This is a genomic window from Bacteroides sp. AM16-24, assembly GCF_003471885.1.
Classification (GTDB): Bacteria; Bacteroidota; Bacteroidia; order Bacteroidales; family Bacteroidaceae; genus Bacteroides.
Window position 1 is genome coordinate 312,570 of the sequence record NZ_QRKI01000004.1, and the last position, 17,044, is coordinate 329,613.

8 protein-coding genes are annotated in these 17,044 nt (G+C 41.5%); all 8 read right to left on the reverse strand.

Annotated features, from left to right (window positions below; all coding sequences use genetic code 11):
* Nucleotides 1-25 precede the first annotated feature (25 nt).
* Nucleotides 26-1,996: a cellulase family glycosylhydrolase gene (locus DW182_RS07540; protein ID WP_118295152.1), complete on the reverse strand. Its 1,971-nt coding sequence runs from the start codon at nucleotides 1,994-1,996 to the stop codon at nucleotides 26-28.
* Between the two features lie 326 nt (nucleotides 1,997-2,322).
* Nucleotides 2,323-2,610, reverse strand: a complete 288-nt coding sequence (locus tag DW182_RS07545; RefSeq protein WP_233564102.1) for a hypothetical protein — start codon at nucleotides 2,608-2,610, stop codon at nucleotides 2,323-2,325.
* Nucleotides 2,611-2,887: 277 nt separating this feature from the next.
* Nucleotides 2,888-5,071 (reverse strand): endo-1,4-beta-xylanase, encoded by a 2,184-nt coding sequence (locus tag DW182_RS07550; protein ID WP_233564103.1) that lies wholly within the window; start codon nucleotides 5,069-5,071, stop codon nucleotides 2,888-2,890.
* Between the two features lie 195 nt (nucleotides 5,072-5,266).
* Complete coding sequence (locus DW182_RS07555; protein WP_118295154.1) at nucleotides 5,267-6,313, reverse strand: DUF5627 domain-containing protein; 1,047 nt, start codon at nucleotides 6,311-6,313, stop codon at nucleotides 5,267-5,269.
* A gap of 28 nt (nucleotides 6,314-6,341) precedes the next feature.
* On the reverse strand, nucleotides 6,342-8,150 hold the full coding sequence (locus tag DW182_RS07560; protein ID WP_118295173.1) for a RagB/SusD family nutrient uptake outer membrane protein: 1,809 nt from the start codon (nucleotides 8,148-8,150) through the stop codon (nucleotides 6,342-6,344).
* A gap of 18 nt (nucleotides 8,151-8,168) precedes the next feature.
* A complete protein-coding gene (locus tag DW182_RS07565; RefSeq protein WP_044533212.1) occupies nucleotides 8,169-11,033 on the reverse strand; it encodes a SusC/RagA family TonB-linked outer membrane protein in 2,865 nt (954 codons plus the stop codon).
* A 44-nt stretch (nucleotides 11,034-11,077) separates the two neighbouring features.
* The gene (locus DW182_RS07570; protein WP_118295174.1) at nucleotides 11,078-13,030 is read right to left on the reverse strand and encodes a RagB/SusD family nutrient uptake outer membrane protein; all 1,953 of its coding nucleotides are present in this window, start codon (nucleotides 13,028-13,030) and stop codon (nucleotides 11,078-11,080) included.
* An 11-nt stretch (nucleotides 13,031-13,041) separates the two neighbouring features.
* Nucleotides 13,042-16,203, reverse strand: coding sequence for a TonB-dependent receptor (locus DW182_RS07575; protein ID WP_181996178.1), 3,162 nt, complete (start codon nucleotides 16,201-16,203; stop codon nucleotides 13,042-13,044).
* Nucleotides 16,204-17,044 lie beyond the last annotated feature (841 nt).

Here is a 17,044-nt window from a genome sequence, read left to right on the forward strand (position 1 = left end):
GAAAGATGAGAGTTGATATGTCTTTTTAATTTGCTAAGGAGACATTAGCTATCACAATAGGTTTTCCACCTGTTGACCAAAAACCTGCAATATAAAGATGCGAAGGATCAATTTTTCCTCCGTTCTTATCTTTCATATTATCCAACTCCACTACAATCTTACGTGAAGATCCGAAATCATACACAGCAGGCTCACTCCAATAATTGTTTTTATCAAACAGACGGAACGAAACACCACTTTCATTATCGTTACCCAGCTCTACGGTCACAGTCTTATATCCCGACAAATCAAGTCCATTGTCATATTGCCAACCTCCGAAACCATACTGCCCCGTCACCAGTGTGCGGGTGTTCTCGTCGAATGTGCCTTCCTCCCATATAGAAGGATTGAAGACATCTGCCGTCAATGAGAAAGGAGAAATTACCGTAACCAGTAAAGTCAGTTGCTTACTGACTCCGGCAGCCGATTGATACGTAACGGTTACCGTAGCTTCACCGGGTGCCACAGCTACTAATTTGGCTGCCTGTTCTACTTTCAACACGTTTGTATCTGAGCTGTTGACAGTCGCTTCCGCAGTCACCATCCGTACCGTTCCATCAGAATAAACAGCTTTCACTTTGAGATAATTCGTACCACCCATTTGCAGACGAAGTTCTCCCTCTTGTCCCATCAACTCCAGTTTTTCCAGTTCCCCATTTACTACTATCCCTTCAGCATATTCTTTGAACCAATGGTACATCGCCCACGGACAGGCCTCGGGATCATTGAGAAAAGTGTAATTGCCCGGTTCACCCGGCACATCTTTAAACGCTGCCAACTCATGTGACCTCGTTGTAAAGAACAACCAGGAAACATTACCTGAATTATCAGCTATATATTTGAAGTTGGCACCAAAACCTTCACCACCTGCCGTTCCTGTAATACTTTTCCCCCAAGTGGCATCATATTTCTTCGGCGCCCAGTCTATTTCAGTCACCATGATAGGAGCGAAAGCCGCCACAGGACCTACTTGCGCATCCCAACCCCGCTGAAAAGCTTCATAACCTCCTCCTGTGGAAGAGCCGATTCCTTCACCGCTGTCTTCCTCGGCATCGCTACCATACCAACCGGGATAGCAGTGAACGGCAAAGCCTATGTTCTCCCCTTCGATACGGTGAATGGCATATCCGGCGTAAGATGACTGATAAGACAATCCCGGCACCCAAACAATATTGCGGCAGTTGGCACGTATTTTGTCTACTATAGCCTGAAAGTAGAGTTGGAGGTTCTTGAAATGACCGTCACCGCTACTGCCGTATGTTCCGTCAGTACCTTTTATTCTGACAGGTTCATTGGCAAGCTCGAACATGACATCCATATTATTTTTCAGCTTAGGATGTTGCGAAACAATATCCCACACTTTGAGCAAAAACTGCTGATAACTGTCTCCTATTTCCATACCTTGATAGGGAGCATCAGCCGGACAGACTCCGGGCGGACGCATCACCACATACATTCCTTTGGAAATAAAGTATTCTGCCATCGGCACAAACAACTCTTCAAGATACTTCCGAAAGCGAGTTTCGGAGAACCGTTCATGTCCTTCATACCTCACGGACTGCATGGAGGGGTCATCACTCCAATACGGATCAAGGTGCATCCGCACGAAATTGAACTTCCATCCGGCAGCCACAATTCCGTCTACCATACTCTTATTATACTTGAGGCATGCCTGCACGTCATAGTTACCCCAGGCATTGTTATTGAAGAAAGGGCTGTAAGTCTGCGTAAAACCATGCAGATTGACTATCTCTCCCTTTTCATTTTTAAGGTAGCGCCCGGCTACATTCAGGACTGGCAACTTGGCTTCAGCAGGAGGCTCGGGTTCCGGGTCCGGATTCGGTTCGACAGGTTGTTCCGGTTCCTGCTTTTCCGGCTGCTCAGGAATAGTCTCGTCCGAGCAAGCCGCTAAAGACACTCCTAAGAGCAATGTCAATAAATAAATTATTTTTCTCATATTGTTCTTCATTGTTTTAAGGACTTGAAAGTTGTAAGCTAAAGCAAGAGAGTGATAACAATCTACATTCTTTACAAATAATACAAACGAAGGATACAGTCGTATATCGAACCTAATTCAGTCGTATACTGAATGCCATTCACTCGTATACTGAATAGGGTTCAGTCGTATACTGAATGCAGCATATCCTATAAGCATTGATATTCAAGATATTACGAAGCACTCTCATCCTTTTGATAAATTACAACAAATATTCCAAATTACACCATTATCTGCTGACGTTACATACTAAATGGAAAGCCCCAACAGACCTGTTTATTATAATATCACCAATAGCGAACAAAACTATAGGTATAAATATCATCTCCTGTAGTAGTTCCTTCATATAGTTTATAGCCTTTTATATCACCATGATAATCAACTAACGGGGAACCATTATAATCCATTTCGTAAGTTCCTTTCGTTTCTCCTTTCGGAATAGTGATTGATGCATTGCCGTCATACTTTCCCCCATCATTGTATGCTTCGTATGGAATCCTACAGTTGATACCTCTTTTTACGGGATAAGTTGTGGTGGCAGTAAAGACAGGATGGTTTAGGTAAAGTTCTCTCATAGAAATCATTACACGATTATCAATTCCATTTTGAGTAATACCAACCGTTAATGTTTTATTAGATCCCGGCTGTTTCAATACAATTTTTCCACTTCTAGGGGAAGAAGTATTGTCTTGGGCTACTACCGATAGAACATATATATCATATTACTACAACCACACCAAATGACCAAACTCAAAATAAATAATATGTTTCTCATTATTATTCGATTTTTATTACAACAATAAAGGCAGCGGTTTCACATTATGCCCCGCTGCCTTTTCTCATAAAACTCTATTATTTTCCAGCCAAACCATCAGCAAAACCTGCATAGGTCGGCTTGCGATTATAGTTCAAGTCCCAAAGTCCCACAGGTTCACCACCTCTCCAACCAGAATCGGTGGGACTATCGGTGGCACACCATTGCGTGATACCATACTGTTGGGCAACAGGAATAATCTCGAAGTACTTGGAAATAATGAAGCGATAGAATTCCGCCATTTTGAGGTGTTGCTCAAAAGTAACCTCCTCCGTCTTCAAAGCTGTACCGAAAGCTTTATCCACAATACCCATATCCAGCTCAGAAATCTTAATCAACTTGCCACTTTCTGCCAATATTTGGAACATCTTGACAATAGCATCTTCTTGAGCTTTCTGGTCTTCTTCTTTCAGCATATAGCTGACGTGCATCTGTGTACCGATACCATCAATCTTAGTTACACCATCAGCTTCCCATTTCTTAATCCAATGTACCAAGCTCTGTGCTTTCTTGTTGCCATCCCACCATGATTCCAGATTGTAGTCATTGACAAAGAGTTTCAACGGAGCAGTACCACCATTTTCCGCATAATACTTGCGGGCGGCAGCTACAACAATGCGTACGTAATCCACATTACCCAAATAATCTTGCCAATAGAAATTGTTCTTAGTATCCTCAGCAGAAACGTTGCTGGCAGACTGTAAAGTATAGAAACCTTCATCGTTACCACCACCGGAAATAGCTTCATTCACTACATCCCATGCAGTTACATAACCACCGGTAGCTTTCATCATGCCTTCTACCCAATTGTTCATAGCCCAAGTTAGCGTGTCTTTCTTTTCTTCGGGAGTAAGTTCAATGCTTGTCTGATTAGAAGCATATCCCTCACCTTCAGCAGACAATGCATGATTGCAACCATTTCCCCTTGTCCACCCTTCAATTGACTGGTTTTCAAAATCAGTAGCATAAATATTCGACGTTCCATCTGAGAACACGACATTATCTATATAAATAGTTCCTACAAAATCACCAATATTAAAAGTAAACTTATCCACTTGTCCGTGCCCCGGCGTAAATGTCAAACTGACATCCGTCCATTCAGTACCAATATTAAAGCCACCAGGATACCCCTGAGCACCACCACTGGAAGACTGCGTAAATATGGTACAATTGTATGCTTCTGTTGCTTTGGCCTTGGCTGTAAAAGTATACGCCTTTCCTTCTGTCAACGGTACAGCAAATTGATACCACACTTGTGCCCCCCAATTATTGTCTTTCTTTTCCGTATTAGTCATAGTCAAGCAAAAGCCTGCATTATCGGTGCCTTCCTTACCTATTTCATAGGAATATGAACTCATCCAGCTCGGTCTTGTCCAACGAGATAAATCTTCAGTATCAAACGTACCGCCTTCAATAAGATTTTCGTCATCAGCAGAAGACAATGTCACATCGTCAAAACAAAGTTCTCCTTGAAACGTACCGAAACAGAAACGCAAACGATTGATAGGAATATTCGCTGTAAATGTTATAGAGGTTTCCTCCCATTTATTATCAGCTGAAAAAGAAGGCAAATATTGCGTATCACCATCAATAATACCAGGCCAAAAGTTATAATCCACGGCCGAAGTAGCCTTAGCCTTCATCGAAATCACATATTCCTTACCTACTACGAGAGGTTCAGCAAGATCATAATAAATTTCACGATCCCAAGGATTAGCCCCTGCTTCCGGCACTGCAATATGCAAAAACTTGTTGGACGCATTAGGATCAACAGGCAGAGGTATCGGAGCAATCAATCCGTTTAGATACTTGTTGTTCTGTTGTGCATGCCAAGCCAAAGTATGCCCATAAATGGTAAGACCATCGGCTTTAGCCGCAGAAACAAACTTCTCTACGGAACCAAAGTCCATCGACCCATCATTAGCCACGCACGAAGCGTATTTCATGGCATTGCCTGCCGTCATCTCATCGAAATTGGAGATGGCCATAGTACGCACCACTTCTCCTTTCAGAAAATCACTCGCCGACAGCGCAATTCCCAACTTAAAGTCGGGACTTGCACTTCGGTCTATATATGTTTTCAATGCATCGTAAGCATTGAGATATTCATATTGGGCTATACTTTCCGGCTTCTCAGTCTTGAAGTCAACGATTTGGTCATCGGCACAAGAGGCAAGCGACAGTAATAAGCCCAAGGATAATGAGTATTTTATTGTTTTCATTGTATAATCATTTATTAACATATTTCTTATTCTTTTCATCAATATGCAATCAAGGGTAACGATAAGTGGTAAATGTGAAACTCCTATCATTCACCACAGAAGACATAAAAATATAGATATTAAAATCTTTTTCATGATTGGATATTTTTAGTTATTATCCAACATTATGTCAATTGGTCGTTTAAACGTTTCCGTTCAATTGGCACGATACTTAGGGACAAAAGTTTCTATCTTGTTCGTTCCGCGCGTCTGCATCACCAAAGTATCTTTCGTGGCACACTTCCGAATGCCAAAGTCAACGGTATAGTCCAGATAAAGCGCATCGCGGTCTTTGTTTCCCCATGCTTTCTTTTCACCGTCCACCACGTATTTACCTGTCCCCGAAGCAGTCATTCCCGATGTCTCCGTAGTAATGGAACACTCACCCGCATCGTTGAATGTCAGCAACAAATCGCAGGCCAGCGTGGTTCCATCGGTCGATTTCGTGTTGACCGTGAAAACGGAGGTCGTGAGCGAACGGGTATCCAGCGAGCAAACCTCATCTTTCTCAATCGTCTCCGCATGACGCACCACAGTAGTTACAGAACCATTCTCGGTTATCTGATCCGTACCACGACGCAAATAGGAAGCCTGCCATGGATTCATGTACTTTACACAATAAAGCACATAGTCTTGAGGTAACACACTCCAATAATCCGAGTTGGGACGTGCCGGAGCATCACCTTCAATCAAAGGAGTACCTGTCAGGATGCGGTCGGCACCTGTCTGTTTCTTCATCACTACAGGAATCACATAATTATTGTTCAGTGCTTTTTCGTCAGCAAAGAAAGCATCGGTAAGCTGCACCTCCACATTTCCCCAGTGATCACCGTTGTATTTTATTTTATCACCCGCCAATGTATAATATGTAGAAGGCATGGGTAATACCGGTGAGCCGTCTTCAAAAAAGAGGTTATCACAAAGCGTATTGTCAACAGCAATGTCTATAGTGATATTTCTTCCACCGTATGCCCCTCCCATTGTGGCATAAATGGCACACTTATGTTGACGGTCAGCAGAATTATCTACCACCGGATCATTACCCAATACAATAGTACGCACCGGATATTGATAAGCAAAATAGACACTCACACCACCCTCATAATCGGGAAAAGAGTTGCTTGCATTCTCACATGAAGAGAAAGCAAATGACATGGCACTCCCCAATATTACAGATAATAATTTATAGATTTTCATTTCCATATTCTTTTTGCATTTTATGATTATATGATTACCATCCTTTGTTCTGTTGCAGATTACTCCACTTCAACATCTCACCATAAGGTATAGGTCCATAATTCATATACTCCTTATAGTTTCTATTTTCTACATCAATTACGGTATAGTTCAGACTTTCGCCCACTTTGTCAATCCGTATTCCTTTAGCTGTTTCTGCCAATGGCATCTGCCAACGACGAATATCCCAAAAACGCTTATTTTCGAAACAAAGCTCAATGCGACGTTCGTTACGAATAAGTTGAGTCATCTTCTCCTTATCTCCCTTGATGCTCTCCAGATAAGCGTCACCGTTATCGGTTCCTACACCACCACGAGCACGAATAGCCTTAACTACGTCATAAGCACTATAGGCGTTACTACCTTTGCCCATTGGTCCCCAAGCATCGTTGGCTGCTTCAGCATAAGCCAGGAATATTTCCGTATAGCGAATACGAACAGGAATATGAAACTTGGCATTAAGTGAATTCGGATTGGCACTACAGTCTTCACGCAACAGCTTACGTAGATAGTAACCCGTACGGGTAGAGGTGCTTAATTGATTCAAATTATTATCTTGCTTGTTTTCTGCATCAGGATAAGTACCTGTAATAATAGCTTTTTCCTTAAATGTAGCTCCATTGAATAAAATGTATTTCGCTAAACGCGGATCACGATTTTCATAAGGAGCATTTTCCGAATAACCGCCGTTAGCCTTGTCTGCAACAGGATAACCGTTAGCCATAGGGAAAGCATCCACTAGATTTTGCGTAGGATTAATACGTCCGCTACCATAGAGCGTAGGAGGAAAGTTATTTTTCTCCAGCTGAATACCTATATCCCAATCTGCCGTTCCATTACTCTTATTTCCTCTCCAAAGGATTTCAGCAGGCACTTCTCCTGAACCAAGATTATCAAGATCACTTGTATTCATATACCAAGTATTACCCGTCGGATCAAGACCAGCTACACCACCAATACGATTCAATACAGTAGCAGCATAGTTTGCGGCAGTTTCAGAAGTCACACCTGAACCTTCCCGGTAAGCCGGACTTGCAGCAAGCAAAGCTACCTGTGCCTTTATGGCTTCAGCTATTCTGGCAGTAATACGTCCGCGTTGATAAGTTCCAAAAACAAGATTATAGTTACCCATCTTTGCACCGATTTCCTTATATCTTGCAGGTACTTCAGCATCACTTTTTATATTTTCATAATCAACAGGCAATAAATCAACTGCTTTATTTAAGTCAGTAAATACCTGCTCTACACATGCACTGAAAGAAGCACGGGGCTGATTGAAGTCAGAATTGTTATCTTCCGGTTCCAGAAGTATCGGCACACCCAGTAACTGCCCGTCTGCCGTCCAGCCTCCATGAGCCATCAAAAGATAGTAATAATTCAAAGCACGCAAGGCATATGCTTCTCCGCTGAGTTTGTCAATGAACATCCTGTTCGTCACCTCATTCTCAGCCCAACTTACCTGGTCTGCGATACCTAAAAATGTATTGAGGTATTGTATTGCCGCTTTACGGGCTTGCCACTGTTCCATAGGATTATTATTCGACGCCCATGAACCAAGAGCCATTTTTGAATAGCCACTCTCTTTATCATTGGTCACAGCATCGTCTGTAGCTACATCACTTACACTAGAATTGTCGTACGGCAGCATAGCGTATCCGTACCCCAAAAGTCCCACAGCATAATTAGGATCTGAAAGCATTTCCTCAACACCGCGATTATTCTCCTTAGCAGGTTCGAACATATCCTCGCAAGCAGAGAAAGTCGCCAGTAATACTGTAGTTAATATAATATTTCTTAGTTTCATTTTTATCATAATTTTAGATTAGAATACAGCTTTCACACCAATATTATAGAATCTGCTTTGTGGAGCACTACCCACATTCATCTCCATGTGTTTACGTTCTTTCGAGATTGTCAGCAGATTTGCACCGCTTACGTAAGCAGATAATTCATTGATGAAAGTGTTACGCAAAATACGTTTCGGCAGATCATAAGTAATCTGTACTTTCGCCAGATCGAAGCGGTCAGTCTTGTACAACCAATAATCTGACGCACGGAAGTTATTACTTGAACTTCTAGCAGATAAACGGGGATAAGTAGCAGTAGCTGCTGTTTCTGGAGTCCAACGATTGCGGACTATGGCTGAGTATTTATCATCGCCATCCACCCAATAATATGAACTGTTTTTCAATCCATAAGCACCGAAGTTACCGGTACCCAACACAAAGAGAGTCAAATTCTTCCATTTGGCAGTAAAATTGATACCGAGTGTAAAGGGCGCACCATACCAACCGCCTTTACCCAAGAAGACTTCATCTTTGTCATCAATTACATTATCTCCATTCTGATCTACATACTTGATGTCACCGGGTTGGACCGTACTACCCAGTTTCTGTTCAGGACTACTCTCGATTTCTTCCTTATTCTGGAATAATCCAGCACTCTGAAGTCCCCAAATACCATCAACAGCTTTTCCCTCACGATAACGATAGGCATCATCATAGATTTCATCACGCTTAGTAACCTTAGTATCGTAATATGTGCCTGCCACACCCAAAGACAAGTCTACATCTCCAAAACGCTTATTAGCATTTATATTGAAATCAAAGCCTACACGCTTGTTATTGTTATAGTTCATCACAGCCATAAAAGATGCTGCCGGATATCCTGTATTCAAATGTGACGGATAAAAAGTAGGTTGATTGATCAAATATCCCTCCATAGAGTTGATAAAGAATGAAGCATCGGCCGTAATCAGTCTATTCCAAAGCGAAGTTTTCAGGTTTACAGAGAACTCTTTGCGCTTGATAAACGAAAGATCATTGTTCTGGCCTCTGGTAGAAATAGTATATTTACCGGCCGGACCGTCATACCATGCATAACCATCGTTTTGAGTCCATACTGATTCATAGAGATAAAACTCATTATCACCCATTACCAAATCAATGTCTTGATTGAGGATACTACCCGATACGCTCAACAATAAATCATCTACCACAGGAGAATCCTTCAGAAAGTTTTCACCGCTTAAACGCCAGCCCAACGTCACCGAAGGAGAGAGAGCCTGACGATGTCCTTTAGCCAACTTAGCCGAATGGATCAATGCAGCACCAAAATCTGCATAATAGCGTTGCTGATAGTTATAGCCCGCCTGTAATGCCAAATTAGCATTGCTGATACGATGATATTGTGCAGAAACCGTCTGCTGGTAACCATTAGCTATAAGCATAGCTGATACATTATGATACTTATTGAAAGTATTTTGATAATTGAACTGTCCAGAAAATGCAATCGTTTGCTTATCCGCACTTCCACCCACATTCTGGGTGCCCGGCTTTTCATCATTTCCCTCCTTGCTGAGCGCTACTATAACATCTTTACCGCCATAGTTAGCCCAAGTAGGAACAAATACCGCATATTTATTATCAAAAGAAGTGGAGTAAGAAGTGGCATAATCTACAGCAAACATAGCATTGAATGAGAGTCCTTTCAGAACTTGATTAAGATCGACATTCACACCAGCATCAAACTGAAACTGACGACTCGTCCACTTACTGCTCCCGGCAGCATAACTGTCAGCAAAAGCATTAGTAGGATTAGCCTGTGTACCAGCCAAGAAATACTTTCCATCAATAATATTGGAAGTAGTGCTCAGCAGTTCCCAAGCGGCTGTAGCATTGGGATCAATCATATCCAATGGAATAAGCGGAGCCGCATATTCCGGAAAATTCGGACGTGCAGTCGATGCTATGTTCCAATAATCACCTTTCGCCGTTTTTGAATTGTAAAATGTAGCATTGGCATTAATGTAGGCATTAATAAAGCTATTGATATTTACGTCTACATTACCACGTACGTTAAAACGGTCCGTCATATTATTCTTGGCTTCGCCAAAATCAAGAAAATCTCCATTACGATAATAACTCACATTACTATAAAAACGCGCACGCTTACCGCCACCAGTAATCTCAGCAGTTACTTCCGAACGATTATATGCCTTTTTTACATAATCAGAAGAATAGTAATTTATATTTGTATAACGATATGGATTCAGTCCTGAACCATGATTGTAAATATCTTCGGCCGTATAACGGAGTTTCGCAGTAGGATCATCATTCAAGAGGGCTTCATTATAAAGTGTCATGTACTCAGCCGAACCTAAGTACTCAGGAAAAGCCTTCGCTACATGAAATCCGGTATTAGCTCTGACACTAACGTTCAGCCCCTCTACATTACCGCGTTTTGTAGTGATTACCACCGCACCTTTAGCGGCTTTACTACCATAAAGGACCACAGCCTGGGCACCTTTCAAAAATGAAATCTGTGCGATTTCAGACGGCATAACATTGTTTGCATCACGAGGCACACCATCTACCAAAACCAAATAACCGGCATTGTCACCGTCCATTCCCCACAATGAGTTACCATTCCAACCACCTACATAGCCCTGCATGTTATCCAGGCTGTAAGTATTATAATTCTTCTTCGTAAGTTCTTCCACATTGACTACAGAAACACCACCCAAAAGGTCTTTTTGAGCTACCTTACGAAAAGCGACCTGTACCATCGGGTCTTTTTCGTTTGCCAATGAATCGGTCTCATTCCAGTCTGTGGTCTGCGCACTGACAAACATCGGAGAAACAGCCAGCATAGCACAAAGAATGAATTTTGTTTGTATATATTTCATTGTTTATTCATTTATTATTAAACATACTTTTTAGTCCTCCACGATTACCAGCCGGGATTCTGTCCGAACTCAGGATAAAGATAAACATCGTTATCGGGCAAGGGGAACCAATAATGCTTCGTACCGTATATGCGTTTCAAAATCAGCTCGTGACGGTAGTTAGCCACTTCAGCTTCCGCAGGGTCATTATTTCTATAGAAATCCGCACTCTCCACCCGATCGAATTCTACAGAATACTTCTCGGTATAAGGTGCCTCGGTCAGCAACAGCCAACGCTGCAGGTCGTTGAAGCGGAAACCTTCCATAGAAAGTTCAACTGCACGTTCACGACGGATCTCGTCCATAAACTTCCTGTTATCTGCAAGATAGGATGAATGTACGCCCTCAGCACCACAACGGGTACGAATCTTATTGATTGCATCAAGTGAAGTAAGCATACAATTATCAGACTTGGCAGATGCGCCACCAAAAGCAGCACAACTCTCAGCATACATCAAGTATATATCCGCCAAACGCATATAAGGCAAGTAGGTATGCAAGTTACTACCCCAGTCATATTCCCTATCGCCTTCATTACAAGTATGGGGAACAAACTTCTGGAAAAAATAACCGGTACGGCTGCCAAGATCTGCCGAACGCATATCTGCACCTGTAGAAAGGTCACAATAAGCATAAGGTTTTTGTACATCGGACAATTTATCCTCTGCCAATACAAAATGGAAACCGTCAAATATGATATCGTGATAAAAGCGCGGATCTCTGTTCTTAAAAGGATGTCTCTCATCAAAACCGGATTGCGGATCGTCGAGAGGAAGCCCATTAGCCATACCATACATTTTTACAAGATTGGCTGTAGGCAAGTGTATAATCTTGTCATGATCAACAATCCCTGCAACCTTCGGTCCCCATATTTTCGACATATTCCAGTTACTGTTATTAGCATTACCATCACTATTGCCAGAAGGTCCACGGAATATAGCCTCGACCGAACCGGGCATTAACCAACCCTGACGACGGGTATAGAAAATATCGGAGTAACTATTCTGGGCACCTTTTGCCTTCTCATGATCATAAACATTACTATAATTGAACTCTGCAAGCGCATATTGAGTCTGCCCGCTCTCTACCATAGCCAGCAGTTCACCAAATGCCTGTGCAGCTTTCTTACAATAAGCTTCATCATAGTTATAAGTCTGGGTTCCTCCCAACTGTGCACCGTTCTTCATCAGGGGACTTCCTGCCCATAGATAATTCTTGCCTAAATAGCCCAGTGCCATAATTTTATTAATACGTAGCTGATTCTTACCATCTGTAGCCTTACCCGCATTGGTCTTATCCCAATCCACCGGTAATAGATCGGCTGCACGACGGAAATCCTCCGCAGCTTTATCAGCACACTCCTGATAAGTCAATCGCGGCAAATTCAACTCTTGCGTAGCATCAAAGACCTGGTCAATATAAGGCAATCCTCCCCAATAAGTCATCAGTTCAAAATGCCACCATGCACGAAAGAAATAAAGTTGACCGGCAATCATATCTTTTTCCTCCTGTGTACCTACCATTTTATCCAAATTAGCAAGACCTACATTAGCTTTACGGATACAATACCAAGAGTGTGGCCACAAAGAATGGTCAAATGTATTCATAGAAGTAGGATTACTGGAACTTCTGTATAACCAAGACTGATCATTGCTTTGCCAAGCACGAAAATTGCCCAAATCGGCCTGATGTGTCATGTGCCCATCTCCCATGGAATTGAAGAGCTCATCATCACCCCAGTTCCAAGAAGTACAATAGTTACACTTCTCCTTATCGGGAATACAATTATATATTTCTTCTATGAATCCCTGAAAATTACGGAAATTCTTGAACGCATCTTCTTCGGAAACAGTCGATTCAGGACTCTTATCCAAATAGTCCTCGCAGGACGTCATGCCCAATCCTACTGCCAGCGACAACAGACCTAAACATAAAAGAGTCTTATATGTATATTTCATCTTATTCATTATTATAATGTAAATTTAATACCTAAGTTATAACGTTTCACTGTAGGGTAAGCTCCCAGATAACCGGCTCCGGAAAGGTTAGCTTCACGGTCGTCCGGCATACGAGTCCATAACCATAGGTTATTACCATTGACATAAATCTTCAGGTTACTTAATCCAATTCTCTTGATCCAGCCTTTATTCCAAGTATAAGCCAGTTCAACGTTCTTCAAACGAATGTAAGAACCGTCATAAAGAGATTGGGTTCCGCCGTTATAGCTCGGAGTAGAATTCCAGCGAGGTACTACCACATCGGCATTAGGAGTATTTTTTGACCACCATGTACCAGTGTCAAACACTGTGTTCAGTTTACTGCCAAAACTAGTAAGGCCCACATCACGGGTGACATTGGTCACACCATAGAATTGTGCAAATGCACTGAATCCTTTCCATTCGAAACCTATGGTAGCATTAAATGTATTTTCGGGCTGGCTAGTGTAACCATAAGGAGCCTGATCTTTGTTATCCACCACACCGTCGCCATTAAAATCGACAATGTAGTAGTCGCCCACCAGTTTTTGAGAATCATTAGCATCATGAGCAGGGCTACCATACAATTGGTCATAGTTTTGAATGTATCCTGCATCAATATAAGAAGTATATTGACCTACCCCGAAACCGGCTGCTTTCTGATAGGCAGGACGCATAGCCTGGTCATCTTTCACCAATACCTTGTTCTTAGCATGCGTCATACTGAAGTTACCCCAAACACGCCAGTCATTACCAAATGTCTTATTTACACGTAATTCCAATTCATATCCATTCGTACGGATCTTACCTTTATTAATAGAAGGTGGAGTTCCTCCGAAATAAGAGGGAATGGAACGGTCTCCACCATAAACAAATATATTAGAACGTTCGTCACGGAAGAATTCCAAACTACCAGCCAGCATTCCTTCAAAAAGCGAATAGTCAACGCCAATATTCAACTTTTTCACAACTTCCCATTGAATATCTTTATTACCAATAGCAGCCTCACGATACCATGTATAAATACTTTGCGTCTGATTAAGGTCTATCCGAGAGTTTCCGCCATAAGCCCACTGATTCATGTACAACCATCGACGACTTGAATCAAACGGATCAGGTCCTAACTGGTCGGAACCAATTTCACCATAAGAGGCACGGACTTTCAACATATCGATAATCTTCTTTTCACGAAAAAACTTCATAAAAGGTTCTTCACTGATCATCCAACCGATAGCACCTGAATTAAAAAATGCGAAACGATTTTCCGGACTGAACTTTTCAGAACCATTGTAAGCACCGTTGTATTCGATGAAATAACGGTCGGCATAGTTATAAGTAACACGGAAAGCCCAGTCTTCGCGATAGGTAGGCATCACACTGCCTCGCGCATTTTCCTGACGGCTGAATAATCCCATAGCTGTAGCATTGTGCTTGCCAAAACTACGTACCCAGTTCAATTGCGCCTGATAATAAAGATTACGTACCGTTTGACTATTATCCACTGCACCGGGAGAAGTACTCCAATTAACCCCTTGCGTCCAGTCAAAACCATTATTTGTGTCGTATGACTCTTTATATCTCACCTGACCGGTATCCGGATCAATCCATTTACGCTGCGCACTATTATTCAAGTCATTGATACCACGATTGTTTTCAACAAATATATTATCCCATGAAACAGTGGCCCGGGCAGAAAGCCCTTTGGTTATAAACTTCAAATCTTGCTCCAGTGTAAAGTCGGTATTGATACGGGTTGTTGTGAGCTGCATCGTACCACCCAAAGAAATATTCTCTGCTGAGTTCGTGGTATTTGAAACAAGTGGATACATTCCCCAGCTACCATCAGAATACTGCGGTAAAAATACGTCTGGTGCAATATTGTATGCACCCGACCACTGCTGCCCAATCTGCCATTCCGAATTACCCGTATTACTCCATGGAGCCTTACGAATAGAATTAGATCCCGCAAGATTCATCTTCAGTACAGTAGTTTTCGTTATATTGAAGTCCAGATTACTACGCACATTGATACGATCGTATCCATAACCGGAGTTATAGTCACGACCATTGTCATAAATTCTAAAGAGGTCACCCTCATGTACATAATCGGCTGAAGCAAAGTACTTCACAAATTTGGTACCACCGCTAATATTAAGGTTAGCATTGTAAGACATCGTGTTATCTTTAAACAGAGCTTTCTGCCAATCCACATTAGGATAACGTTCTCGCTGCTCAAGGGTGGTCTGATTGCGATAATTATTGATGAACGATTGAGAACGAATATATTCCCATGAATCGGGCCTCAGAGCCAATTCATGTTCAATGGCTGTATTACGAAACATCAAAGCATCGTAAGAATCATACTTGTTGGGAAGTTTAGAGGGAGCTTTTAGAGTTGCATTGAAGCCTACATCAATCTTCGCACTACCCTCAGCACCACGTTTTGTGGTTACAAGAATTACACCATTGGCACCCTTCACACCGTAAACGGCAGTTGCGGATGCATCTTTCAAGACTGAAATAGATTGTACAGAACTGATATCCACTGAACTCATAGGGCGTTCAATACCATCAACCAATACAAGCGGATCTTCATTATTATTCCAAGAACTTGCACCGCGAATCGTTATTTTAGGTTCTTCTGCACCTGGCATACCTGTACCTGTGGTAGTAACCACACCCGGCAAATTACCTGTCAGCGCCGCACCAATATCACTGATACCAGCTGCCCGCTCCAGTACTTTACCTGTAGTTTGGGTGATAGCACCTACTACACTGGCTTTCTTCTGCTGGCCATATCCTACCACAACGACCTCTTCCAGCTGTTGTGAGTCATCTTCCAGAGTGACCTTTAAAATCTTTTGACTTGCAATTTTGACTTCCTGCGATTTCATTCCTATGAATGAGACCACAAGAGTTACTTTGTCATTAGGAACAGCCAACGTGAAATTTCCATCTATATCTGATATCGTACCTATTGAAGTATTGTTTTTTACAACGATGGAAGCCCCAATCACCGTTTCGCCATTTCCATCGACGACTGTTCCTCTCACTGTTACTCCATTCTGTGCTAAAGTCGGCAAACAACTCAATAGCAACAAAAGAATCAAGTAAGGAATCTTTTGAATTTGTTTTGTTACATTTTTCATTACCATTAGTTTAAGATATTAATAACTACATTCTCTCCATTACATTAGCTATTTAGAAATAGCATTAACTGTCATCATACATGCATTTCATAATTACATTGGTCTTTTAAGATTAATAATTCCAGCGATTAGTATTTGTAATATTTTACATCTATTCACATTTTTAATTATATAATAAGTTAGAAATATATCATTATCAACCACCTCGGTTATCAAAACCTCTCTCTTCTTGGCAGCAAATGTATCCAACAAAAACGAAACAATTTACACATTCATGCTACACGTTTTTTTGACGGTATTACATCTTTCTTTTCAATGTTACATTTTTCTTTGAAAGCATTACAGAATATTCAATAAAACATTTATTATCAAACAATTAAACACAAAGTAAAATCTTATAGGCACAGAGGATATTTTCCTAAAAATTCAGCCTTTCAGAATACTTTGAAACAGGTAAAAAAGAGTTCAAAAAACAGAAGAAAAAACGATTTGTAACGCACCGCAAAAGATATGTAACCCATCTGTTAGAAGCGAAAAAACTCTCTTGCCCGATTCATTTAGCAAAAGAGCAATTAACACATTTAAAGAAATGGATAAAAAAACACGGTTATCTAATATAGATAACCGTGCACCTTTACTGTAAATTACAGATTAAAACCGGGCGATTAGTAAACCCATAAAATCCCTATCTACTTTACTATATTCATTTGAAACGGCGAAGCCGGAAGCCCTGCCTTATTCTTCAGGTTAGCCTCCTGTGGATTATCATCCCAAGCGTAACGAACCTTTATAGGGTAATCATACTATTTTCCGCCACGACAATTTTATCGGCTGTCTTTCAGCCGAT